This window comes from Vibrio sp. STUT-A16, from assembly GCF_026000495.1.
In the GTDB taxonomy this organism is placed as follows: domain Bacteria; phylum Pseudomonadota; class Gammaproteobacteria; order Enterobacterales; family Vibrionaceae; genus Vibrio; species Vibrio diabolicus.
The window spans coordinates 543,606-568,876 of sequence record NZ_AP026766.1 but is presented as its reverse complement, the minus strand read 5'-3'; the positions used below and the strand labels follow the sequence as shown (position 1 = coordinate 568,876).

Annotated in this window: 21 protein-coding genes; 13 read left to right on the top strand and 8 right to left on the bottom strand. The window is 46.3% G+C overall.

All coding sequences use genetic code 11. The annotated features are described in order from the left end of the window. The first annotated feature begins 165 nt into the window (after positions 1-165). The 3 genes from OO778_RS19095 to OO778_RS19085 all read left to right on the top strand — a co-directional run bounded on the left by OO778_RS19095 (position 166) and on the right by OO778_RS19085 (position 3,563). Positions 166-1,599 carry a PLP-dependent aminotransferase family protein gene (locus tag OO778_RS19095; protein ID WP_258674514.1) on the top strand — a complete coding sequence of 478 codons (1,434 nt, stop codon included), beginning with the start codon at positions 166-168 and terminating at the stop codon, positions 1,597-1,599. Positions 1,600-1,731: 132 nt separating this feature from the next. Continuing rightward, the gene (locus OO778_RS19090) at positions 1,732-2,289 is read left to right on the top strand and encodes a TRAP transporter small permease (RefSeq protein ID WP_145472721.1); all 558 of its coding nucleotides are present in this window, start codon (positions 1,732-1,734) and stop codon (positions 2,287-2,289) included. Beyond that, the gene (locus OO778_RS19085) at positions 2,286-3,563 is read left to right on the top strand and encodes a TRAP transporter large permease (protein WP_005392736.1); all 1,278 of its coding nucleotides are present in this window, start codon (positions 2,286-2,288) and stop codon (positions 3,561-3,563) included. The genes OO778_RS19090 and OO778_RS19085 overlap by 4 nt, the downstream gene beginning before the upstream one ends. Before the next feature lie 64 nt (positions 3,564-3,627). Here the strand turns inward: OO778_RS19085 and OO778_RS19080 are convergent, their stop codons facing one another. Then, complete coding sequence (locus OO778_RS19080; protein ID WP_258644535.1) at positions 3,628-4,629, bottom strand: AraC family transcriptional regulator; 1,002 nt, start codon at positions 4,627-4,629, stop codon at positions 3,628-3,630. A 131-nt stretch (positions 4,630-4,760) separates the two neighbouring features. Between OO778_RS19080 and OO778_RS19075 the strand changes: the two genes are divergently transcribed. From OO778_RS19075 to OO778_RS19065, 3 genes are read left to right on the top strand one after another with little or no spacing between them, the layout of a single operon-like run. Next, positions 4,761-5,522: an SDR family oxidoreductase gene (locus OO778_RS19075; RefSeq protein WP_264912482.1), complete on the top strand. Its 762-nt coding sequence runs from the start codon at positions 4,761-4,763 to the stop codon at positions 5,520-5,522. 40 nt (positions 5,523-5,562) lie between these two features. Next, positions 5,563-6,075: a 2,4'-dihydroxyacetophenone dioxygenase family protein gene (locus OO778_RS19070; protein WP_258674508.1), complete on the top strand. Its 513-nt coding sequence runs from the start codon at positions 5,563-5,565 to the stop codon at positions 6,073-6,075. A 4-nt stretch (positions 6,076-6,079) separates the two neighbouring features. Further along, complete coding sequence (locus OO778_RS19065; protein ID WP_258674506.1) at positions 6,080-7,138, top strand: zinc-binding dehydrogenase; 1,059 nt, start codon at positions 6,080-6,082, stop codon at positions 7,136-7,138. Between the two features lie 63 nt (positions 7,139-7,201). On the opposite strand, the gene OO778_RS19060 is transcribed toward OO778_RS19065, so the two are convergent. Then, on the bottom strand, positions 7,202-8,347 hold the full coding sequence (locus OO778_RS19060) for an alkene reductase (protein ID WP_264912479.1): 1,146 nt from the start codon (positions 8,345-8,347) through the stop codon (positions 7,202-7,204). 10 nt (positions 8,348-8,357) lie between these two features. Then, on the bottom strand, positions 8,358-8,987 hold the full coding sequence (gene grxB / locus OO778_RS19055; RefSeq protein WP_100088690.1) for a glutaredoxin 2: 630 nt from the start codon (positions 8,985-8,987) through the stop codon (positions 8,358-8,360). A 216-nt stretch (positions 8,988-9,203) separates the two neighbouring features. On the opposite strand from grxB, the gene OO778_RS19050 reads away from it, so the two are divergent. Continuing rightward, the gene (locus tag OO778_RS19050) at positions 9,204-10,139 is read left to right on the top strand and encodes a LysR family transcriptional regulator (protein ID WP_182018758.1); all 936 of its coding nucleotides are present in this window, start codon (positions 9,204-9,206) and stop codon (positions 10,137-10,139) included. Here OO778_RS19050 and OO778_RS19045 read toward each other — a convergent pair. Beyond that, positions 10,092-11,003 (bottom strand): LysR family transcriptional regulator, encoded by a 912-nt coding sequence (locus OO778_RS19045; RefSeq protein WP_182018757.1) that lies wholly within the window; start codon positions 11,001-11,003, stop codon positions 10,092-10,094. The genes OO778_RS19050 and OO778_RS19045 overlap by 48 nt on opposite strands. Before the next feature lie 220 nt (positions 11,004-11,223). Between OO778_RS19045 and OO778_RS19040 the strand changes: the two genes are divergently transcribed. Continuing rightward, a complete protein-coding gene (locus OO778_RS19040) occupies positions 11,224-14,103 on the top strand; it encodes an amylo-alpha-1,6-glucosidase (RefSeq protein ID WP_264912475.1) in 2,880 nt (959 codons plus the stop codon). Positions 14,104-14,208: 105 nt separating this feature from the next. Here the strand turns inward: OO778_RS19040 and OO778_RS19035 are convergent, their stop codons facing one another. Further along, positions 14,209-15,777 carry a DEAD/DEAH box helicase gene (locus OO778_RS19035; protein WP_264912473.1) on the bottom strand — a complete coding sequence of 523 codons (1,569 nt, stop codon included), beginning with the start codon at positions 15,775-15,777 and terminating at the stop codon, positions 14,209-14,211. A 718-nt stretch (positions 15,778-16,495) separates the two neighbouring features. On the opposite strand from OO778_RS19035, the gene OO778_RS19030 reads away from it, so the two are divergent. Genes OO778_RS19030 through OO778_RS19020 form a run of 3 tightly spaced genes read left to right on the top strand, consistent with a single transcriptional unit; the run spans position 16,496 to position 20,193 of the window. Further along, positions 16,496-17,851: a diguanylate cyclase gene (locus tag OO778_RS19030; RefSeq protein ID WP_170901908.1), complete on the top strand. Its 1,356-nt coding sequence runs from the start codon at positions 16,496-16,498 to the stop codon at positions 17,849-17,851. Continuing rightward, positions 17,838-19,154, top strand: a complete 1,317-nt coding sequence (locus tag OO778_RS19025) for a glycosyltransferase (protein WP_172605941.1) — start codon at positions 17,838-17,840, stop codon at positions 19,152-19,154. Before OO778_RS19030 ends, OO778_RS19025 begins: the two co-directional genes overlap by 14 nt. A gap of 1 nt (position 19,155) precedes the next feature. Then, complete coding sequence (locus OO778_RS19020) at positions 19,156-20,193, top strand: HlyD family efflux transporter periplasmic adaptor subunit (RefSeq protein WP_104970508.1); 1,038 nt, start codon at positions 19,156-19,158, stop codon at positions 20,191-20,193. Positions 20,194-20,255: 62 nt separating this feature from the next. Here the strand turns inward: OO778_RS19020 and OO778_RS19015 are convergent, their stop codons facing one another. Continuing rightward, entirely contained in the window at positions 20,256-20,966 is a 711-nt protein-coding gene (locus OO778_RS19015) for a lipoate--protein ligase (protein ID WP_264912468.1), read from the bottom strand. A 195-nt stretch (positions 20,967-21,161) separates the two neighbouring features. Between OO778_RS19015 and OO778_RS19010 the strand changes: the two genes are divergently transcribed. Continuing rightward, positions 21,162-21,491 carry a DUF4156 domain-containing protein gene (locus tag OO778_RS19010; protein WP_005392758.1) on the top strand — a complete coding sequence of 110 codons (330 nt, stop codon included), beginning with the start codon at positions 21,162-21,164 and terminating at the stop codon, positions 21,489-21,491. A gap of 103 nt (positions 21,492-21,594) precedes the next feature. Here OO778_RS19010 and OO778_RS19005 read toward each other — a convergent pair whose 3' ends face one another. Continuing rightward, the gene (locus OO778_RS19005) at positions 21,595-22,623 is read right to left on the bottom strand and encodes a hypothetical protein (RefSeq protein WP_264912466.1); all 1,029 of its coding nucleotides are present in this window, start codon (positions 22,621-22,623) and stop codon (positions 21,595-21,597) included. A 412-nt stretch (positions 22,624-23,035) separates the two neighbouring features. Next, entirely contained in the window at positions 23,036-24,184 is a 1,149-nt protein-coding gene (locus tag OO778_RS19000; protein ID WP_006741414.1) for a PLP-dependent aminotransferase family protein, read from the bottom strand. A 125-nt stretch (positions 24,185-24,309) separates the two neighbouring features. Here OO778_RS19000 and OO778_RS18995 point away from each other — a divergent pair, with 125 nt between their 5' ends. Continuing rightward, positions 24,310-25,179, top strand: coding sequence for a helix-turn-helix domain-containing protein (locus OO778_RS18995; protein ID WP_025506064.1), 870 nt, complete (start codon positions 24,310-24,312; stop codon positions 25,177-25,179). The last annotated feature ends 92 nt before the right edge of the window (positions 25,180-25,271 follow it).

Here is a 25,271-nt window from a genome sequence, read left to right as displayed (position 1 = left end):
ACCACTGCGGCTGGGTTTGGATTAAACGATGCCATTTAACATGTTTGTTGAATCTATATTTCTCATGTCAATCATTACAATTGTGGCTCATTTTTGTGCATTACACCGCATTTGATGGCTAAAAACTCGCCATTTGTTAAATTGAAGTTACAATGAGCATTAAAAATGAATCAATTAAAATATTGTGTCATGACAATTTCTTTGAACCCGATCATTCGCCCAGGCACCGCTAAGTACATCTCCATTGGCAATTATCTTGTCGAATGTGTCCGCAGTGGTTACCTAAAACCCGGTACTCGACTACCCACACATCGTGAGTTTGCGGAGCAAATTGGCGTGAGCGTACAAACCGTCAGTCATGCATATGGTTATGCAGAGAAAAAAGGTGCGCTCGAGTCTTGGGTGGGAAACGGTACGTTTGTAAAATCAGGTTTTGTGGATGAAAGCACGGACACGGAGTTCATGCTGACGCAAGAGATGAAAGAAACGCCGGATGAAATTGATATGTCGATCGCTCATCCGGTAGTAACCGATCGCCACATTACGCTTTTTAATCAGGCGTTAATGGAAATTGCTGGGCAAACAAACAATCGCAGTTTGATCAGTAAAGCAAAGCCAGTAACAGGTCAGCCTCATCATATTGAGTCCGGAGCGAGATTTCTCAGTAGCCAAGGGTTAGACGTTGGTACCGATCAAATATTACTCACAAACGGTGCATGCCATGGCTTGACCTTGGCTTTAAGCACCGTTGTTGAACACGGTGATTTAGTCGCTTGTGGCCACTTAGTCGATCATGGCTTGATCTCTCGCTCGAGAATGCTTGGATTTAAGTTACAGCCGCTTGAGATGGATGAGTTTGGTATCACGCCGGATGCATTTGAATGGGCATGTAAACACAAACCAATCAAGGCGCTGTGTTGCACACCGAGCATGGCCAATCCGAATAGTGCGCATATGGACATTTCGCGCCGAGAGGCGATAGCAAATATTGCGAAGCAGTATGAGATCTACGTGATTGAAGATGACGTGTATGGGGCACTAGAGCCCAATCGTGTACCACCTCTCGCCGCACTGTTACCCGAGCAGGCTTTTTATGTCACCAGTTTAACCAAAGTCGTAGCGCCAGGTATGCGTACGGGCTATTTAACGGTCCCACGTCATTTTTTGCAGCATGCGATTGGCCGTTTAGCTGCGACGAGTTGGTCTGCGACCCCGTTACCGTTTGAAGTCGCTCATTTTTGGATCGAAAACGGTACATTAAATCGACTTGTTCGATTTCAAGTCAATGAATTTGCCAAGCGCCAGCGAATAGCAAAAGCCACCTTAGAAGGGCATGTTTATAGCTCACACCCGAATGGTCAGCACATTTGGTTGAGGTTACCCGAGCAGTGGAGCAGTGATGATCTGGTCGCTTCGGCTAAGCGTTCTGGGGTGCAGATCACGGGGTATAAACCTTTTGTTCTCGATACTAATCAGCCAATGCCTTACGTGCGAATCAGTTTGGGAGCAGAGACTAATCGAGGCTACATTAAGCATGGGTTATCTGTGATTGCAGAAATTCTCGATACAAACCCTCCAACCTCTCACTTTTTGGTCTGAGCAGTATGCTCTGACCAATTTTTTCTGCGAAAGCGCCAAGTTCAGAAAATCTTTCTTATTCACCTGATTGACTTGATTGTCATGAAAAAGATAACGTTTCATTAACATTTTTGTTGATCAGGAGCAGCGCGGATGAAAGGGATTTTTCAGTGGCTAGATAAATATATACAGAAAGCGGAGGCGGCACTGCTCATTGGCTCGGTGCTTCTTATTGCGTTGAACTCAATTGCTAACGTGTTAGGGCGCTACCTCTTTAGCCAAAGCATCTACTTTTCAGAAGAACTCAATTATTTCCTCATTATTGCCGTCACGTTTATTGGTTGCAGTTATGCTGCCCGCCAATCTCGCCATATCCGTATGACGGCATTTACCGATATGCTTCCAAAGCGTATACAAACTTTAGCAAACGGCATTATTTATTTACTCACCGCCGCATTGGTGGCGGTGCTAACTTGGTATTCGTGGCAATACATTGGCAAGGTGAGCCAAATGGGGCGTCTTTCTCCTGCAATGCAAGTACCTTTGAGTTGGGTGTACTTAATCGCACCGGTTGGCCTTTTCTTTAGCACGGTTCAGTTCGCGCGTGTGGGTGGTCGCCATATCAAACGTTTTATAACGCTGACAAAGCGTTCACGCTCATCTCGACCAGATGGCATCGGCTCTGCCACTAAGCAGGAGAAAGCGCTATGACGACCGCTCTTGTTGCAACGATGATCACGTTGTTGGCTTTTGGCTTTCCGATGTTGGTACCGCTATTAGCGGCGACCATGTTGGGATTTATTGTTTTTCTTGGCTTGGGGCCAGATTTTATGATCCAGCAAATGCTTGCTGGCATCAAACCCGCTGCGTTGATCGCTGTGCCTATGTTTATTCTCGCGGCAGAAATTATAACCCGAGGCGTGGCAGCAACGCGTTTGCTAGATGTCGCAATGGCGTTTGTAGGGCACGTTCGTGGCGGTCTGGCGATCACCTCATCGCTTAGCTGTGCGATGTTTGGTGCGGTATCGGGGTCTACACAAGCCACCGTTGTTTCTGTTGGCTCTATTATGCGACCGAAAATGTTGGAGTATGGTTACAAAGACAGTTTTGCTTTGGCTTTGATTATTAACGCCTCTGACTTAGCGCTCCTTATTCCACCGAGTATCGGTATGATCATCTATGGTGTGGTGTCTGGAACATCGGTTGCGGAGCTGTTTATTGCTGGTATTGGACCGGCGATCGTGATTTTATTGATGTTTTCTGCCTACTGTTATTTTTATGCAGGCAAAAGCTCTGTAGAAAATGCCCCGCGAGCCAGCTGGAAAGAACGTTGGACCACAATACGCAAAGCGGTTTTACCATTTGGTTTTCCGATCATTACTGTTGGCGGTATTTATGCTGGGGTATTTAGCCCTACCGAAGCGGCGTCGGTTTCGGTGTTGTACGCTGTGTTATTAGAAATGGTTATCTTCCGTAAAGTGAAATGGAAGGAGCTTGGCGAAATCGCGCTTTCTACGGGCATGGTTACCGCGGTGGTATTTATCTTAGTCGCAGCAGGGGCTGCTTTTTCTTGGGTAATTTCATTTGCCCAGATCCCGCAAGAATTGTTGGGTATGATCGGGATTAATGATCTTTCGCAGACCGAGTTACTGGTCGTTATCTCAATTGCGTTCTTTATTGGTTGTATGTTCGTTGATCCAATCGTAGTGATGCTGATTTTGATCCCTATCTTTGCACCTGTGATTAAGTCCTCTGGCATTGACCCAGTACTGGTCGGCACCATCGTGACCTTGCAAGCTGCGATAGGTTCTGCAACACCACCATTTGGCTGCGACATCTTTACCGCAATTGCCGTGTTTAAACGCCCTTATGTAGAAGTGATTCGCGGCACACCACCGTTTGTGTTCATCTTGCTGTTGGTCTCTGTGATGTTGATTTTCTTCCCTTCGATTTCACTTTTCTTACGTGATTTAGCGTTTCGATAGTATCGACTAAACGCTCAAAGCCGCTGAATATCAGCGGCTTTTTAATCTTTGCTCTCAAACTGGTTCAACTTATTCTTTTCTCCAGCCTCCATTGGCTGGGAGACTTCCCCGTCCAACTGCGAAAGTGGCGGCTGAATACCGCGGGTTCTGCATAGCCCAGTTGCAATGCGATATCGGTAATACTCTGAATATTTTCACTTAAACGCTGCTCGGCAAAATCCTGTCGTACTTGTTGTAACAACTGTCGATAACTTGTTTCCTGCTGTTTCAACTTGTTTTGTAGCATTCTCGGATGCAGGTCTAATGCTCTGGCGACGCGCTCAACGCTGCATTCTCCCGTCGATAGCAAACGACCAATCATATTGGCCGCTTGGTCACTGAGATTGTTAGGATAGCGGGTTTGCAAATACTTGAGGTGCTGTTGAAAGTGGCGATCCAGTGCGTCTTCGTCTTGGTGATTCTTAGCGTTGAGCAGGTTGGCTTTGAGCAATACACCGTCAAACTTATCACCAAAACGCAGTTTGTTCTGTTGGGCAAACTTGCTTTGCTCTACTTCCAATGTTGCGTGTTGAGTCAAATGTAGCGCGAAGTGGCTTGCTTCAATATCGAGCAAACTGGCGATAAACATGGCTAAGTGTGACACACTGAGCTGCATCAACTGCGCAATACCGCGGTCACTATTCACATCAATATTGAGCGACAATCGTACCCAATCATCTTGTGGCGTCATGTTGAGAGTAACGCCTGACGAATGCAGATAGAGATAATCATTCACCCGCGCCAATGCATCACCGACCGTTTCAGCACGAGAAACCAGCATCGGCAAATCGCCTAAACTTTGCAGGTTTTGGCGCTCGGCGAGTAACGCACCAAACAACGGTTGCTTACAACGAGCAGCCGCTTCTTCCAGTAATTCAGCCAACCTAGGGTAGGCGAGATAGGTATCGGGATCGCGAAACTGCGCGGCAGACAGGCCAACAGCGGCCATTATCTCTTGCGGATTCTGACCTAATTCTGAAACCAAGCTATCAAATTTATCGGCAGCGCCACTTCGTACGATATACATGTCTCGATTTTAAAATGTTAACAGGTTGTAAATCGCAATATATCAAATTTACTTCGTAAAAGGTCAAGTGAGTGCCAGTGAGTTGATCTAAGTTACATTTCGATAACAACAACGCATGGATGAGAAGCTGTATGGAACTTATCAATAAAACTGCCATCGTGACTGGCGCTGCGGGTGGAATTGGGCAAGCTATTATTGCAAAGCTAAGAGAGCAAGGAGCCAAAGTGCTTGCTGTCGATATTTCAGAGCAATCACTGCAAATGTACGCAAGTTTTGGCTCTAAGCAGTTGGAAACCTTTGTTGCGGACGTCACCGATTACCAACAAGTCGAAGCCATGGTGAAGTACGCGGTCGAACAATTTGGCTCACTTGACATCATGGTCAACAATGCAGGTATCGGCGCACCGAAACCTCTGCTTGAACATGATCCTATTGCCGACTTTGAGCCTATCTCTAAAGTCAACCAAAACGGCGTTTACTATGGAATTCTCGCCGCTGCACGACAATTCCAAGCGCAAGGGACACCGGGCGTGATCCTCAATACCTCTTCCGTTTACGCCCAAATGGCCTCCGAGATGACGTTTACCTACAACGTCAGCAAAGCCGCAGTCGATATGATGACCAAATGCGCCGCTTTAGAGTTAGCGCCTCTGGATATTCGTGTGTGTGCCGTCGCTCCGGGACGCGTTGATACTCCGATGTTAAGGCAATACGAAGAGATTGGCTTGTGGAACCACATCCGCAAAGAACAGATGCGCCAAACTTTCACTCAACCCGAAGAGATCGCCAACGTGGTGGCGTTTTTGGTCAGCGAAAAAGCTAACTGCATCAATGGTTGCACTGTCAGTGCTTCCGATGGATTCGAGAACTTTAAGTACCCACTCATGGGATAGGCGAGCGCGCCATATTACAGCAATAGTGAGGATGTAAGTTATGTCATTACCAGAAGTTATTCAGCATCAAGATTTCCTATTAACTCTTAATACTAATGAAGAGTCGATCATTAAAGACGCGCTACCGGGTGTTGATGTTTACCCACTGTTTCTTGATCCAGAAAACGGCACTTGGGTGATTCGCGCCAAATTTAAACCGGGCGTGACCCTACCTAAACACTTCCATACTGGTGTGGTGCACTTCTACACCCTAAGTGGCGCTTGGCACTATATCGAGTATCCAGACCAACTCCAAACCGCAGGCAGCTACTTATATGAGCCAGGTGGTTCGATTCATACCTTCCACTGCCCTGAAAACTCCGGTGGTGCAGATGGCTTTATGGTGATCCAAGGTGCGAACATTAACTTTGACGAAGAGGGTAACTTTATCAACATCATGGATGCAGGTTGGATTGAGCAAGTGGTGGTTGCCGCTGCCAAAGCGCAAGGCTTCACTGCGCGCTATATCAAACCGGGTGCGATTGCTGCCCTGAGTGATGAGCTAGCGGAGTAACCCCATGCAACAGATGAACAGTATCGTAATGCAGGATGGTAGTGTCCGCCTGAAGCAAGTCGAAATCCCCAAACCCGCAGCGGGACAAGTCTTGGTTCGTAGTCTCGCCTGTGGGATTTGTGGCTCCGACCTACACATTACTCGACACGCGGATGAGGTGTTTGATGTATTCTACCAGCTCGGGTTGATGCCTGATGAAGTAGGTGAGCACGCTCAAGTGATGTTGGGACATGAATTCTGTGCGGAAATTGTCGAATACGGTGCCGATACGCAGCAAACGTTGCCTGTCGGTAGCCGAGTCACGTCTGTGCCTTTGTTGCTCAGTCAAAATGGTGCGGGCGTTGGCGTCACTCCGGGTACTTATGGTGCTTACTCTGAGTACTTCCTGCTTGATGAAGCGCTCCTACTGCCTGTGCCAGATGGAGTACCGTCTGAGGCAGCGGCGTTAACCGAACCACTGGCAGTCGGTTTACACGCGGTCAATCGCAGTGATATCGAAACAGAAGAAACAGCACTAGTTGTCGGTTGCGGCCCTATAGGGCTGGCGGTGATTGCAGCGCTCAAACAACGCGGCGTGAGTAACATTCTTGCGGTCGATCTTCAGAAAGAGAAGCTGCAACTTGCCAGCGAGTTTGGCGCAAATCGATTGATCAACCCGACCAAGGAAGACGAGATCGCCGTCGGGGCACAGTACGCAATGAATTCACGTTTGGTCATTTATGAGTGTGTTGGCAAACATACTTTAATTGATGACTTCATGCGCCGTGCTCCTGCCCGATCTCGAATCGTTGTATCAGGCATTCATACGGCTCCAGCGACCATTAACTACGCGTACGCGACGGTAAAAGAGCTCGATTTGAGATTCTCTTACTACTATCAACCGCACGAGTTTGAGCAATGCCTACAAGCGATTGCCGAACACAAATTGCCTTGGCAGAAAATGCTTACCGCCAAAGTGGGAATCGATGGTGTGGAAGACGCGTTTAGACAGTTAATGACGCCAAATGATCACATCAAAGTCGTTATCGAACCTTGGCGCAGCGGCGCGTTAGAAGTGATTTAACTCTTAGCCAGATTAAGCTAGCTAAAACCAATTCTAGTTTGGTGACAGCCCCAACCGTAGCAGCTAGGTTGGGGCTTTTTTTTGTGCGGCCTGTTCTGCGTATTCCTGTTGCAGAGCAGGGTAATCGGTGTAGCCTCGTTCGTTTCCACCGAACAACGTTGAGCCATCGAGTTCTGCCAACGGATGGTGATGTTGCAAGCGAGAGACTAAGTCTGGGTTTGCTACGAATGGCCGTCCGAATGCGACAAGATCCGCGTAGCCTTTCTCTAACACTTCGTTTGCTCGTTGAGGATCGTAGCGACCAGCGACAATGATAGCGTTGCGAAAGCGCTTTCTAAGTTCGATTCGAAACGTCTCGGGAATCGTTGGCGCATCGGCCCAATCGGCCTCGGACAAGTGCAAGTAGGCAATGTCGCGCTCCTGTAGCTGTTTTGATGCCTCTAAGATTGTTGGCACGATATCTGGGCAGTCCATATCTTTAAACGTAATGAATGGTGCCAATCTCACTCCAACTCGATGCGCACCAACAGCGGCGATAACTGCATCCACCACTTCGATAAGAAAACGGATACGGTTTTCTCGTGAACCACCGTAGTTGTCTGTTCGATGATTTGAGTTGGTCCTTAAGAACTGATCGATCAGATACCCATTCCCGCCATGGATTTCTACACCATCAAAACCCGATTCAATAGCGCGTTTGGCTGCGTTCGCGAAATCACCGACAACTCGGTTGATGTCCGCTTGTGTCATGGCGCGTGGCTCAACACAATCGACCATATTGCCGTTGCCTTGTTCATCCGCAATCCAAACTTGCGTCTCTACAGGAGCGAGCGCCGATGGCGCGATAGGCTGTTCACCATTTTGGAATGTTGGGTGAGACACTCTGCCCACATGCCATAGCTGACAAAACATCGCTGCGCCTTGTGATTTGACCGCTTGGGTCACACCCTGCCAGCCCGCCACTTGCGCATCGGTGTAAACGCCAGGGGTGAACGAGTAGCCTTGAGAATCGTCCGAAATTTGTGTGGCTTCGGAAATGATCAGCCCGGCAGAAGCGCGCTGTTGATAATACGTTGCCATCATCTCATTCGGGATGTTGCCCGGCTGAGTGGTGCGTGCGCGGGTCATTGGTGCCATGACAATACGGTTTTGTAGTGACAACGCTTTTAGTTGAGCTGGTTCAAACAGCTTATTTGTTCTTTGTTTCATGTTGCGCTCCTCAGATAAGTACTGGCACGTTGGTCGCTTTACGAGCGGTTGCCATCCAGTGAAGTACGGCTGGATCCCATTGCACTTCGGGCGCACTGAAAAAGCCGCGTAGAATGGAGAAAATAATGGCCTGATCAACCAGTGACGTTTGCTTTTCTGAACTTAGGTTGAGCAAGGATTTGGTTTGTTCTATCAAAGCGGCGACTTCTTTCGCAATCGCAGGTGTATCGTTAATCAAGGCTTCAAAATTTAATGCTTCGGTTTCTTTTTTTGCACGCCATGCTTGTTTAGCGGTTTCTGTTGCAAATTCCGGTAACGTCATGTTTGACCAACGCGGATACCCGACTTTTTGTAGCGGTAAAAACGCCTGTTTTTGCCAGTCTAAAACCGGTGCTGAGGGTTGGCTGCTTTCATTGGAAGATGCCAATTCAAGGAAGTAGTTGATGATGTCTAAGCTTTCCGCCATCGCTTCGCCATCGTCTTTGATCAAAAGAGGAACTTGTTTTGCGCCGATGATGTTTGTGGTGGTGCTCTCGTCGTCATAAGCAATGTTGATGACGTCGAGCTGAATATTCAGCATGCCTGCAACAAAACGGACGCGGGCGCTAAAGGGGCAATGTTCATAAATGTACAGTTTCATTTTTTGTTTCCTATCTCTTGGCTGGGCAGGGCGTGTTGTTGTGCGTTGAACACAGTGACGCCGAATACAGCGTTACGGCGTTTAACTTTGCCCTGTCACATAACGTTCTGGGTCTAAACAATGTCGATAGGGTCAGTATATGGATTCGACTTAATTTGATAATTGGGTAATATCTGAATTGATTATTCAGTTTTTCCAAATAATAAGGGCGCGAAGATGGATAAGTTTTCGGATATGACGTTGTTTGTCAGCATCGTTAAACATCAAGGTCTGGCAGCGGCGGGAAGGGAGTTAGGTTTATCTCCGGCGACGGTAACGGCAAGGCTGCAAGCGATAGAAGAACGCTATGGCGTAAAGCTGCTCAACCGAAGCACACGCCACGTATCACTCACGGACGCAGGGGCAATGTACCATCAAGCTTGTCTGAACATCATTGATAGCGTGAAAGAGACGGAAAACTTACTGCAAACGGGTATTTCGCAAGTGCGCGGAACGTTGAAAATTTCAGCTCCACGAGATATTGGCAAACAAATTATTTCGCCGATGGTGTCGGCTTTTTCTGAGCAATATCCGGATGTCACGCCTTATCTTTACCTTAATGACAATTTATCGAACTTGGCTGAATCGGGGCTCGATTTAGTGATTCGCTACGGCGAGTTAGCGGACAGTAATCTCATTTCGCGCAAGCTGGCGTCGAGTCAACGCGTACTGTGCGCGTCACCTGATTATTTGTCGAAGCAAGGTATCCCAAACTGCCCACAAGATCTCGCGGATCATCGCTGCTTAGCGATGGTGCGCAGCAATGAAGAATTAAAAACGTGGCACTTTAAAGATGAAGAGTCTCACCAAACGATCACGGTCACGCCAAAGCGATTTTCTGATGATGGTGAAGTAATTCGACAATGGGCGTTGGACGGTGCGGGGATTGCGTTGAAATCGATTTTAGATATTCAGCAAGACCTCAAACAACAACGTTTAGTAACGGTTTTGGATGGGTATATGAAAAACTTCAGCGCCTTTTCGCAAGGCGCTGAAGCGGATCTGCATGTCATTTATCAAAGCCGTCAATATCAACCGAAAAGAGCTCGCCTGTTTTTGGACTTTCTAGTTGAGCAATTTAGCGCGCTGAGTGATGCCAGCAATCAGATCTAGATGCGATTCAGAGGTTTCTCGGCGGTGGCGATAAATCCCGACGGTGCCAGGGTTTGGTTCGTTTTCCATGGTTAAGCATTGTAAGCCAAAGGATTCCAAATACGGTTGCAGATGGCGAGTATAAGACATCACCGCGACGCTTTCTTTCAGTACATCAATGCTGGCGAGCAGAGAATCCACTTCGTAAGTCGGTCTGTCATCCAGTTGCTGCCTTTCGCGTTCATTTTGTTTCGGGATTGGGTTATCGATGACGTGAGCGAATTTCTTAGCGTCATAAGTGACCGAAAGAGCGGGGTATTCGTGCAGCATCTCTTCGGTGACGGTTTTCCCTAGAAGTGGGTGGCTTGGGGAAACAAAATAGGCATCAACCGTTTGAAATAGTGGAATAAACGTAACATCGCATTTAGACGACAAGCCGACAATCTCGTGGCCGATGAAGAATTCAATCTGTTCGTTGATTAATGAATCCATCAAGCCTAAGTGGTTGCCAAATTCGACGTGCGTAGATGCCGATGGCTGCTTGGTCAGATGTTCATTGAGTGCTTGTTTGACGAACAGCGGCCACCACGCATCGCCAGTACCCATTTTAATTTTTCCGACTTGGTACTGTTTCCGTTCATCAATGCTTTGCATCATTTGGTTGTATTCATGCTGCATCGCGTTGCTATGGCGATAGAGGATGCGTCCGTATTCGGTCAACACCATGCCATTAGGATGACGTTCAAACAGCGTCACGCCGAGATTCTCTTCCAGCTTCTTTAAATTGCTTGTTACTGTTGGCTGGCTTAACCCTGCCATTCTTGCCGCAGCGCTGATGCTTTGGCAGCGTGCAACCAGTAAAAATTGCTGCAGAGATTTGTCCATTTTCTTTCCCCTCTAAGAATGAGGGGTATTTTGCACAATTTCATTTATAAATCACAAATCTGTAATCTCATTTGATTGAAATTATGCGCATTTCATAGATCTACATCACTGTTGGGGTTTGACGTATAGATGTTATCTATAGCTCGCTCCTGACTTCCTATTTTCCCCTCAAAAGGGTGTTCTTTAGACTGTCGCTAAAACAACAATCTAAGGGATGAACATGAAACCGAGTTTTATTGCGCTTGCTGTCGCGTCTTGTATTGGTCTTGCTGGGTGTGGGTCAGATTCCTCTGATGCGCCTGTGCAGGTCGACAAACCAATTATTTCAGCCGACTTATATTTACGTGGTTTAAATGGGGATTGGGGCACGGCAGAGCATGCCAAGCTAAACTATTTGGGTAATAACGAGTACGAAACCGTACTGCGCGTCGCTCGAGGTAGCAATCAGTTCAAGATTGCTGATCCGGGTTGGCAGATCCAATACACCTATTTTGAGGAGCCCGCGGCGTTCGATAAAGCTCAGGAGTACCTGCCAAAACCAGACACAAATGAAGCGTGTATGAACGATGATTGCAACTCTGAGATCACGTTTGAAGACAAAGGGTATTACAAGTTTTCTGTGAGCTTTGCCGATGAAAGTCGCGCGACAATGACTGTGACGAAAGCAACGCAAGAAGAAGCGGAAAAATACTACTCTGATGCGATTCTCGACCCTGCAATGGTGCATGAAGGGCATCAGAGTAAAGAAGTGAAACTGTTCGCCAATTACGATGACTCGAGTGATACCGTGATTTTCTCGGTGAAAGATCCTAAAGCTGAACTGCGTGAATTTGGTATTTCAACGACGACAGAATTGCGTGATGCGCTCGACCAAGGCTTAGTGATTAATGAGCAAACAGGGCCGCGAGTGGTGTCGGGTGATGTCGCGTTTGACGCGTTGTTTGCGTTGACGATGAAAGAGCTAGACCAGCTTGCCGTTTCTGAAATCAAAGACGGCAATTACAACTACAACAACCCAATAAAAGCGGAAGTTTTTGAGACGGGCGCGAAGTGGCATTACGTGTGGACGCGTGATTTGGCGTACGCAGCAGACCTTTCGCTTGCATTGATGAATCCAACGCGCGTGCAAAATGGTTTGAATTTCAAATTGTCCGCTTTTCGCGACACGACCGCTCAGCAATACGATGGCGAGCAGATTGTGCAAGATACGGGCACTGGCGGCAGCTGGCCAATCAGTACCGACCGCACGACTTGGGCGCTTGGTGCAGAACGCTTACTTTCGGCATTGGATGGGGAAGAGTACAACCAATTTGCCGAGCGCGCTTACAAAGCGATCAGTAATACACTTGAAGCCGATCGCCTGGCGGCTTTTGATGCGAAATCCGGTTTATACACTGGTGAACAATCATTCCTCGATTGGCGTGAGCAAACTTACTCAACGTGGACGCCAAACGATGTCAATGCGATTGGTAGCAGCAAAGCGTTATCGACAAACGTGGTTCATTACCGTGCAATTCAGCTCGCGGCTAAGTTGGCAGAGAAGTACGATTCAACCAACGCGGTCAAATACACCGATTGGGCTGAGCAGTTAAAAACCGCTATCAACGAGCAGTTTTGGAATGCCGAACGCGGTATGTACGTAAGCTATTTGTTTGATAATGGCAAAGACATCGCGGTCGACAAATACGACATGCTGGGTGAAGCGTTGGCGATCATCAGTGGCGTGGCAAGTGATGCACAGGCGAAACAAATCATGGCCAATTACCCACACAGTGAGTTTGGCGTGCCGGTTTACTTCCCTCAACAACCGGATGTGCCTGTGTACCATAACCGCGCAATTTGGCCATTTGTTACCGCGTACAGCTTGCGCGCCGCGCATCAAACACAAAACGTGGCTGCGGCGAACAATGCGATTCAATCGTTGGTTCGTGGTACGGCAACCAACTTATCCAACATGGAGAACTTAGAGTGGCTTTCTGGTAAGTCATTCATCATCCATAGTGATCATGGCGAAGATCCGAGCTTGGATGGCCCAGTGATTAACTCTCAGCGTCAGCTTTGGTCTGTGGGTGGCTACTTGAACATGGTGGTAGAGACCCTATTTGGCATCCATACCGAAACGGGTAAGTTGGAAGTGAAGCCATTTATCACAAGTTGGGTGCGCAATAACTTGTTGGCTCAGTCTGAACAAATCACGTTGGAAAACTTTGCCTTCAAAGGAAAGAACTACTCGGTAACGATTGACTTGCCTGAAGTAAGCAAAGATGAAACAGGCTACTACCCAGTTGAAAATGTCACGATGGACGAAGAGGGGCATTTCCACGTGACACTGGGCGCGCTTGTGAATGCAGATAGCAGCATTACTTTAGTTTCTGGTGTGAAACCGTATGTGAGTGAAGATAGCCGCGTTTATTCTCCGCAAGAGCCAACATTGGTGGTAACAAGCGTTGATAATTCGGTTTCGATTGATGTGACGAGCAAGTACAACGTGAACTTGTATCGCAATGGCGAGCTGATTCAAAAGAACGTGATTGCTCAATCTTATTCCGATACGCCAACAGGTTTTGCTTGTTATTTGGCTGAAAGCATTAACGATAAAGGCTTCCGTTCTAACCCAAGCCAGCCGGTTTGTGTCGGTGAAGAGATCCGCATCAAACTTGATGGCGAATATCAGCCACTCAAAGACAATGTCTCAGTGGTTACGGTGAGCAAAGAGAGTGGCATCGTAAAAGGTGCAGAGTCGTTTACAGCTCCTGTAACGGGTACTTACCAGTTCGATGCTTGGTACAACAATAACCTAGGGCAACTTAATACTGGCATCACGAATACCGTGAAATTGTTAGAGGTATTGGATGATGCAGGCAAAGTGGTTGGTCAAGGTTATTTGCAGATGGGCCATATTGGTGAAAACCAAGGTATGCGTTACTCAACGCCAATTGAAGTGACGTTGGAGCAGGGGAAAACCTATCAGATCGCGCTGAAGGACCACTTCAATATGAGTTACCTCACATCGAATGAAACCTACATCTACGCTGGTGGTATTGAGGGTGAAAAGAACGAAGCGCAAATCGCAGATATTCGAATCACACCTTTAATGTAGGCTGTTTTAACAAAGCTGTGTTCTAAAAATTGTGTTCTAAGAAAGACAAAGCCGCTGAGATTATCAGCGGCTTTGTTGTATTTGCTATCAGTGGCCGTTTACAGATTAGTTTGCAGCCTGCGGACGAGGTTTACGGCGCTGACCTGATGGTTTGTTTCCTGCAGGCTTAGCATTGTTTGGCTTGCGGTTACCTGACGGTTTACCAGCGTTGCCACTCTTATTACCGTTTGGTTTATTTCCATTCGGTTTATTGCCATTTGGCTTGTTGCCGTTAGGTTTGCGGTCATCTGGTTTGCTGTTTGCACGACCTTGGCCTTCACGGTTGCCTTTAGGCTTGCCCGTACCACCTTGATTGGTGCTGTTTTTGTTGCCGTTGTTACCACCGTTGAAGCGACGTTTAGGTTTGTTTGCACCATTGCCTGCTTTCTTTTCGGTTGCTGGAGCGTTTTCACCCGCAGCATTTGGCGCTTTTGGTTTTTTCGGCTTCTTAGGTTTTTTCGGTTTGATTGGGCGAGTATCCAGTTTAGATTCTGGCACTACATTGGTTGGCGCAAAACCTTCCAACTCTTTACGTGGTAGCACTTCTTGAATCAAACGTTCAATCGCAAACAGCTCAGATGCTTCTAGCGCACATACAAGTGAAATCGCTTTACCTACTTCGCCCGCGCGGCCAGTACGACCAATACGGTGAACGTAGTCTTCTGCCACTTTAGGTAGCTCAAAGTTCACCACTTGTGGTAATTGAGGAATATCGATACCGCGCGCAGCAATGTCCGTCGCGACCAACACACGAATTTCACCCGATTTAAAATCCGCCAGTGCTTTGGTACGCGCGCCTTGGCTCTTGTTGCCGTGGATGGCAGCAGCCGGTAGGTTTTGTTCGATAAGGAACTTCGCCAGACGGTTTGCGCCGTGTTTCGTTTTCGTAAACACCAGCACTTGCTTCCAATCGCCGTCTTTGATCAATTTAACCAACATCGGTGCTTTCTTCTTCACGTCTGCTGGGTAGATGCTTTGCTCAACCGTTCTCGCTGTCGAGTTCGCCGGGTTCACTGAAATCTCAACCGGATTGTTCACCAAGCCTTTCGCAAGGTCGCGGATTTCATCCGAGAAAGTTGCAGAGAAAAGTAGGTTCTGACGCTGTTTTGGTAGCAGAGCTAGGATCTTACGAATGTCACGGATAAAGCCCATATCCAGCATGCGGTCTGCTTCGTCCAGTACCAGAACTTCTAGTTGGTCGAATTTGACCGCATTTTGGTTGTACAAATCCATCAGGCGGCCTGGTGTTGCTACCAGCACATCCGCACCTTTGCGAAGACGCAGCATTTGCGGGTTGATCTTCACACCACCAAAAACAACCGCACTGCTTAGTGGAAGGTGACGGCTGTACATAAACACGTTTTCTTGCACCTGAGCTGCGAGCTCACGTGTTGGCGTTAGGATAAGTGCACGAACTTGGTTAGCACGAACGCGAGGGCCGTTCGATAAACGCTCAAGAATCGGTAGCGTAAAGCCTGCAGTTTTACCTGTACCAGTCTGCGCTGCTGCCATTACGTCTTTCCCTTCCAAAATAGCAGGAATTGCTTTTGCCTGAATTGGCGAAGGGGTGTCGTAGCCTTTTTCTTGAATAGCTTTAAGGATTGGAGCAGATAGACCTAAAGAGGTAAAACCCATATGTATGATTCTCAATTGTAGAGTTAGATAACAACGCGCCGAAAACAAATCGGTACGAAAAGTGCGACATTCTGAGGCTTTTACGCGCTGGCTTCAACTAATTCTGTTATGGATAAATATTTGAACTGGATCTCATTTCTTTTTTGAACAAAAAAGAGCATAGAAAAGTGACGTAGATTCATTCTGTAGTTTGAATGTGTTACGTGTTCTTTCGGAAAAAACAGCGAGACAAATGGTGATTATTAATCACTCAAACGGCTTAAAAATACTTGTTTGATAAATAATCAGAATGATTGGATGTTATTCAGTGTTTTACCACTCAATTTTAATGGAAATTAGTTAGTAAAGTATTACCAAGTCTCAGATTTGATACGTGTCGGTGTGGTTAAATGCTGAGCAGAAAGGAATCGACTGATATAAAACAATGAGCTTGATGTGAATGCAAGGATCTCATTCATCATCAAATCGCACTATTATCCCAGCTTGCTAACAAAAGGTTGTACTATGCGCTTTGCTATCCGATTTCTCTACTCACGGCCTCCTTCACACTTTATTCAGAGATCTTTCTGCTTTTACTGCCTGAGTTAAAGCTCTCTAAATATTTGTTCTATTGTTGTATTTAACGGTGGCAAGGCTTGTCTACCTAGAGTGCTTTGTTACTGCAAGTTCTATATTTCTGATGTTATGAATTAATTTTGTGGTTGTGAGAACTAATAAAATGTCGTCAATAAATAACAATTTCTACTGGGTTGGTGAACAGCCTGTCAGTGAGTTAGCTGAAGATATGGTTTTGGTTGATCATATTGATGAGGTGGCAACGGGACTCGGTGGCATGGTGTGTATTGCTTATCAAGATCCACACCAAATAGATACCGCGCTGAAAGCGTTTTATCAGGAGAAAGGGCGTTGGTCTTGGGCGGTTTATGTCACCGTGGAAACCCCTTATTCTCGATGCGTTACCGACGGTGTCTTTGAAGCTAGAGAATCAATAAAAATTTGGCGATCCATTCAGAGCAAGCTCGATGCCATTGATGAACCGGAAGTGTTAGATCCTTTGATTGGTTGGCTTGGGGTCAATCGTCAGCGAAGAGTGACTGCTTTAAAAAGTTTAGAGTCTATGTCGGTTTATTCGTACCCAATCATCGATATGTTGTTTCCTGATATTTATTCGACTTATCGATACGTGCTCTCAGAGCAAGGTCGCGGAGTATTAGAAGCGGAAGTGCTGATCGATAGAATTCGTGTTTGTTCTCATTGCAACAGCGGACACTTGAATTATGTAGAGGTGTGCCCGGATTGCAGCAGCATCGATATCGACTCTCAAAGCTCTTTGCACTGTTTCACTTGTGGCCATGTTGGTGAACAACACAGCTTTCAGCGCCGTGGAAAGCTCGAGTGCCCTAAATGTTTGACCCAGCTGCGCCATATCGGCGTTGATTATGACCGCCCGCTTGAAAACCACGTTTGTAATAGTTGCTCCAGTTTATTTGTTGAAGCGGCGACGATCAGTCAATGTTTAAGTTGTGACTCAAAGATCAAAGTTGAAGAGCTTGTTGTCCGTAAAATTTACCAATATCGACTTGGTGAAGTGGGTGAATACATTTTCCAACACGGTAAGTCCATTCAAGCTCCTGAACTATCGATCAAAGGCAAAGTGGAAGTCAGCTTTTTCCAAAATTTGCTTGCATGGTTAAATAAAGTCGCGCTGAGACACAAAGAACAGCACCTTCTACTTGGACTGCATTTACCGACGATCGATGAATACGGTAAGCAATATGGCGATGCAAAATTATTCTCATTGATGGATCAACTGACGCGTCGTCTTAGCGGCTTGTTTAGAGATACCGATATCTGTTGCCAGTACAAACAGGATGTGCTGCTTGTCCTAATGCCAAATACGACCAACGCGAGCCTGTCCATTTTACAGCAAAAATTATCGGATCTGGGTGAGCTTGTTGAAGACGAAGAGTTTGAGTTGGATGTCTTTGCTTGGGACCTGCCCGATCCGATCATTGAAGACGGTGTTTCTGTTTGGATGGAATCGCTGATGGGTGAGATTTATGCTGCAAGATAGTCTCGTTCTGCTCGACTATCTTCGAGGTATGCTACTTCACAACGAAGAGTTATGGCTATTGCTGTTTCCCGTCATGATCATTATCGAGCTACCTCTATATTTGCTGGTGCTAACAGGGATATTTCGTTGGTCATATGCGCAAGAAGATCCAGAATTAAAACAGTTCCCTTCAGTGAGTTTCGTTATTACTTGTTATGGTGAAGGTGACGCGATTGGGATCACTATCGATACGTTAGTTGAGCAAGTTTACCCAGGTCATATCGAAGTACTTGCTGTGGTTGATGGGGCGGTACAAAACCAAGATACCTATCAAGCCGCGTTAAATGGTGAGAAAAGGCATGCAGGCGTTCGTAATCGTAAAGTGCGCGTGTTGCCAAAATGGCAACGAGGAGGCCGGGTATCTACACTGAATGCCGGCCTATCAATGGCTAGTGGTGAAATCGTCATTAACGTGGATGGAGATACGTCATTCGATAACGACATGGTCTTCACCATGATGAAACAGTTTGCGGATAAAAATGTGATTGCGAGCGGTGGTGCGTTAAGAGTTCGCAACCATAACGCCAACTTGTTGACCAAAATGCAATCCTTGGAGTACATGCTGTCGATGCAAGCCGGTAAAACGGGGATGGCGACATGGGGAGTGCTCAATAACATTTCTGGCGCATTCGGAGCGTTTCGGAAGAACCTGCTTAAGCAAGTGGGGGGCTGGGATACGCATACCGCAGAAGATCTCGACTTAACCATGCGCTTGAAGCAATACAAACGTCGTTACCCTGATAATAAATTGGCCTTTTCGACGCACTCCATCGGCCATACTGATGTACCAGATACGTTGAAAGGCTTGGTATTGCAGCGGTTGCGTTGGGATGGCGATTTATTGTTTTTGTTTTTGCGTAAACACAATGAAGGGTTGTCTCCACGGCTACTTGGTTGGGGGAACTTTTTATTCACTTTGGCTTATGGCGTGATTCAAAACGTTTTATTGCCGCTGCTTGTGGTGATATTTAGCGTGTACATGGTGATTGTCTATCCACTTAAATTTGTATTGGCGTTGATGCTAATGCTCTATTTTGTCTACCTCTTTTTATCTGCTCTGATTTTTGTTGTCTACATTGGGCTTGTATCAGAGAGAAAAAAAGAGGATTTGAAGTCAGCGAAATGGTTATTTCTTTACCCTGTCTACCAGTTTTTCATGCGTTTGATTACCGCTTTCTCAATGGTTAATGAAGTTGTGAGGAGAAGTCATGAAGAGTCGAGTATGGCACCTTGGTGGGTATTGAAGCGAGGTAAAAAGTTTTAGTATGAAAGTTAACTTTCACTTAGATAAGAAAAACAAACCGCAGTCTGAGAACGGGATGAAAGTCGTCTACGGACAGGCAAAGCGTGGCGGTTATCGTCTCCGTTGGTACTTGATTTTAGCGATTGTAATCAGTCCGCTTTTGTTTATGGCTTATTACTTGTTTAGAACGCAAGTGTTAGTGACGGCGCCTGCCATTATCACGTCACATCCACTTACGGTGACGGCAACTCGCTCTGCCATTGTTGGGCCAGTGCCTGTGAATGTCGGTACGGAAGTGACTCAGGATCAAGCGCTGCTGTTGTTAAAAGATAATGCGTTGAATAAAGAGATTGATTTCATTAAAGATGAGCTGGTGAAACTGTCTAAAAATCAGGTGCAAAGTACTGATGAGCTATACAAAAGTGCTATTGAAAGCTCAACCGAAGGCTTGAAGAAGGTCCGTGATATTCAGAAAAAATACGACCTTTACAGAAAGAAAGGGCAAGTGTCTGAGGTGGATTACGCGGCTATTGTGAGTGTGAATAACTCACTGAGTAATCAGTTAAGCAGTCAGAAAATTGCTTATGTGGATGCGATGCGTAACTTGGAAGAGTTAGAGTTGGCTGGTCCAGTGACACAAGAGTATCGTTCTTTAATGCGTGAGCTGGTAGTAAAGCGTGCTCAACAAGAAGATCTCACCTTCCGTTCTCCTATGAACGGTCGTGTACTCGATATTCATGTGCATGAGGGGCAAAATGTATCGGAAAATACGCCATTGCTCACTATTGCTCGCAACGTGACACCTGAAATTACGGCTTTTCTAAATCCTAAATACCTCGAATACAGTAATATGGAAACCAAAGCAAAAGTCGTATTTCCTGATGGTCGAAAGTTTAGAGCGACGGTATCGAAGCCGGTTGAGGTTGTGAACAAATTGCCTTCGGAACTTCAAAGCCCATTTGAAGGGCAGCCGGCCTATTTAAAAGTCACACTGAGCTTTGATGAGCCGTTGGAAAAAAGTCGATGGATTGAAGGGGTCGAAGTGGAAGTTCGCTTTTAACGTTGGTTGATTGAGTAGGAAAGGAGCGAAAAGCTCCTTTCCTTTTGGTTGTTAACGCGCCTTTAGTTGCCTTTAGCATGCATTAAAAACGCGCTAGTCAGTTGCTGAAAGAGTGAATCTATCGAGGGGCGGTCGGATATATGATGGAAGAGCGGTGTGTGGACATCACCACGAATATCATCGTTGTAACCGCAAAGTTGATTACACAATTTTACCGGTGCGACAATCTTTTCAACGTCGGCATCAATCAGAATGCATGCTTGTGATAACACCACTTGTCCACCGCCTTTTTTCAGTAAAACGCGCTGCGCGGTTCCCACAACTTTTTGACCACCAATATTGAGGTTGTACTCGCCATCACAGTAGGAATAAGGCGTAGCATGGACATCTACTTTCACGCCCTGCTGCTCAAAGAAAACTGTCAAAATCGCACACAAATCGAGATACGCTTTCTTGATGTCGTAAGGCTCACCGTCTGGCCAGTGATAGATGTGGGATAGATTAATAATACCCGGTACTTGAGGGACGGGGGCACCACCAGTTTTACGGGAAAAGAGTTTCCAGCCAGACGCATTTAACGCATGTTCTAACTCGTTAGAAATAGGCCACTTTTTACCTGCGGGAAGCACGAGCGTCGGGCTTTTTACTTGCCAAAGTAATAGCACTTGCGAGAGTTGGTTGGACTGAACTTGTTTAATGAGCTCATCTTCTTTTTCAAATGCATCAGCGACTTCCGTAGCCGTATAGCGAATTAGCTTATTTTTAGAAACCAAACTCTATCCCTCATCCGTATATTATCGCTACTGTTTTATCTTAGATACCATGTAATTACTAGCGGTATACGCTGCCTTTAGAGTTTTCTGCGCTTCCATTATTTCTATTTAAAGGGGCGATAGAAATATTTTGTTGGTCATCACATAAGCAATTCATAAAATCCGCCATCTAAATAATTTTTAGGCGATATGACTATGAAAAAGCGAGTGATGTGTCTTGCGTTAGCGGCATCATTGACGGGATGTGTGACGTTCCCGACCCAAGAATCTGAGCAAGTCCAAGTGCTTTGGGACAACGTGAATGCGATTGAAAACTGCGAGCTAATGGGAACGGTAATTGGCTCGGAAGGGCACTTTTATGATTATTGGCTGCACGCAGATAAAGACATGGTTTGGGGTACGTTAAACCAAATGCGCATCAAAGCGGCAGATTTGGGCGCAGATACATTGTATTTATATGAGCCGTTGGACTTCTCCACATCGGTTACTATGTTTGCCAATGCTTATAAGTGCAAACAGCCATAATTTTACTTTTCCGAAAGCAAAGACAGGCGAAATGTGCCTGTCTTTGATCTTGCTGCCAAACAACAAGTTTACGTCTGTGCGCGTTGTGATGAGCACTTTTCAGCTAATTTACATTCGCTGTAGCCACGGCCGTCGTGTCAGAAAACGACAGCGTGAAGTCTTGTTCGGTATTTAATACTTTGGCTGGGAACTCCAAGCTTAACTGTGCGTGTGGTGCGACTTCTGAAGCGATACTGGTGACGAATTTTCGGGTTTCACCCGGAGAGATTGACAAGTTGTTTCCCCCTCGTGATGAGAGCTCTGCGATTCCCATGGTTTCAAGCGTATTACCTGCGGTATCTGCTAAGTTCAACAAAGACTCCGATTTATACACTAGCTCTCCGCTTTCGGTGCGATAGGCATTAAACGTGTTGAAGTTTGGCTGTAATGAACCTTGTGAACCGACGTTAGTGACGGAAAACGTCACATTAGAGCCATCAAAATTCTCGACTTTCACCAACACGTTACCGTCTTGGTAACGCGCTGCTGCGGCAGCACTGGCTTGCTGCTTCTGTCTCTGTTGTTCTTTCTCGATGTTGCTTAACTGTTCTTGCTCGCTAGCAATTCTATTTTCTGCCATGGCGTAAGATTGATCCACCATTGCTAACAAAGCGGGGATTGAATACAACGTGAGACCTTCCAAATGGTCAAAGTCGATTTTGGCATGCTGAGTAAGTTCGTGGTTCGAGAACTGGCAGTAACCATCAATCAAGCTAACAAATGCGACTTCAAAAGTACCTTGTAATCGGCTCACTTCCTGTGCGGCTTTTTCTAAATCTGAGCGTACTTTTCTGATCTCTTCCAATGTCTTTTTTGGCAAACGTCCATTGGGTGACACGTCGTTGGAAACCGAGACCAGTGCTTCGGTCACAAATGGATTGTTTTCGGCTGGAATCACCGTGGTGATGCGGTTGGATTTAGTGATGTCTTCGCCCAGTAAAACCATCATTTTTTGCGATACGGCAGTTGTGTTGCCCGCTAAAACATCACTACAGTTTGGAGACGTATTCGCATACGCGGCGAATGCGGTAAAAAGTGAAAAGATAACGGGCCAGCCAGTGGCGACGAGTCCTGTCGTGGTTCGAGTGTTCATCCTGATAACCCCTCTGTCATTTGGTGCGATTCACTGACGTAATTGCCAATCAAAAGATTGGCTCGCGACATTCAGAATGGTTCTGGTCAATCCTTCGTAGTGGGTATGCCCGCAGATGCTTTCTAGTCGTTTTCTCAATCGCTAAGCCACGACTGAGTAAAGTGTCTGAAATTGAGAACATTAATGCTGCGAAGTTGATGTCTTTTGTTTGAAAGATAGACGTAACTTTTCTAACCATCAAATACGTGATTAGGTTCTCATTTTTATATGAGTGAGAGGATCAAGAGAAAACAGGCACTTACTGTAGAGAGTTGATTTGAGAGAAAAATATAAATTTTTTTGGGGAACTTTTTTGATGCTGCCTTTGAGACTTTTTCGAATCTCAAAGGCAGATTCTAACGCATGCGCTTAATTACAAAGCGTTGAGTACATCCGCAAGTCGAGTGACAGCAGTCGTCAGCTCTTCTGGTGTGGCATTGGTAAAGTTAAGACGCAGAGCGGCTTTTACCTTTGAACCTTCCGGATAAAATACCGGGCTAGGCACCACAGCAACCCAGTTTGCGAGAAGAGTCTTCGCAAGTTCGAAGGTGTCGCATTCTGGAATTTCGACCCATACAAACATGCCACCATCGACAGGTTTGAGTACGCAACTTTCTGGCAGCTGTTTTTGCAGCTCAGCAAACATGACATCGTAACGCGATTTGTAAAGCGCACAGATGGTTGAAATGTGCGTTTCGAAGTTGTCATGTTGCAGTAGACCATGCAGCAAAGCTTGCATAGGAATACTAGAGTGCAGATCGGCACCTTGTTTGATTTTGATGAGTGGCTCAAGGTAACTGCGTTTGCCCGTTACCACACCAATACGCAAGCCTGGTGAGGCGATTTTGGAGAATGAACGCAATACGATGGAGTGCTGCGGGCAGAAATCCGAAACTAGTGGCAGTGCTTCACCAGAAAAACGCAGCTCTCGGTATGGTGCGTCTTCAATGAATGCAACGTCGTATTGGATACAAAGCTCGGCAACTTTTTGGCGAGTCTCTAGCGCCCAGCATACGCCCGTTGGATTGTGAAAATCGGGCACGGCGTAGAACATTTTCGGTTGCTGCGTAGCAAAGCATTGCTCAAGTTCTTCAAGGTTTGGGCCGCACTCGGTTTGCGAAACGGTCACGATGTTGGCTTGCACTAAACCGAATACTTGCATAGCACCAAGGTAGCTTGGTGCTTCCATCACCACTTTATCGCCCGGATTCACGTACGCACGCGCAATCAAATCTAGACCTTGCTGAGAACCCGTTGTGATCATCGCCAAATGAGATTCTGGTAGCTGGTAATAATCGGTCAAAAAGTTAAGTAGCGGTGCGTAGCCTGCTGTTGCGCCGTATTGAAACACCTCTGGCATGTTCGCGAGGTTTTCGAGCGTCGGTTTCATTAAGTCGATCGGGAAGGTTTTTTCGTCCGGTAAGCCACCCGCAAGAGAAATGACGTTCTTATCGCTCGCTGCTGCGAGGATCTCTCGAATGTAGGATGACTTAGTTTGTTGTAATGACTGTGCTATTTCCATGTGCTGTGCTTCTCGTAATTGTCTTTTTTTATGTCAGAAATAGTATAGGTAAATTGCCAAGCTTGGTGTGTCCATTTATGCTGTTAAATATATCCATTTATGCTATTTGAGCGAAAGTTTACTCCGTGAGCCATCAACAAGTTTCCAGAATCAATGACGTGCTGTTTTACATTCATCAGGACATTAGCAGAGATTTATCAGCTAAAGAGCTAGCAGATGTAGCAGCCTATTCTGAGCAACACTTCCATCGTATTTTTAAAGATGTGGTAGGGGAGTCTGTCCATCAATATATCCGCCGCACAAGAATGGAATACGCCGCCAATCAACTGATGTTTGATACCAGCTCGTCGGTGTTAGACATTGCTAACAAGTGCGGTTTTAGCTCGGTATCTTCTTTTAGCCGAGCGTTTAAAGCGACGTTCGCTATGTCACCTGGTGCGTGGCGAAAGCATGATTTACAAGTCGCAGAAAAACCGTATTTGAAGGATCCGGAAGTGGCTGCGGGTTATCATCGTGTTGCGAAACGCGAGTTGCCAGAACCTAAAATTATGGAGGTTCCACAACGCTTTGCGGCGTATGTTCGACATGAGGGCTATAACCGTTCCATTCGCAATGCGTGGCTGATTTTGAAAGCGTGGGCAAGTTCTGAGAATCGGGACTTTTCGGTTCAATACGGCTTGCATCACTCCAACCCTGCTTGGGTAGAACTCGACAAGTGTCGCTATGTGGCTTGTATGGCGATTGATACGCCGCTCAAAGTGCGTGGCGTCGTGAATCAAATGACCATCCCAGGCGGTTTACATGCCGTCTTTCGCTTAACGGGAGTATATGGTGAGCTTCTTCCTCAACTGAGTATGGTATTAGAGAAGTGGTTGCCTAACTCTGGCTTTAAACAGCGTTCTACGCCCGCTTATGTCCATTATCATAAAAATCACTTTCTCAGCCATGATGAGGCGTTTGAGCTGGATTTCTATCTACCCATTAGCTTCTTCTAAGGATGAAAACGAACGTATTATCGTGTGAGTCGATTTGTGGTGAGCAAAGAGCTGACCAAGAACGCCATGAAGAAAAGGCAGAGCTTGTGCTG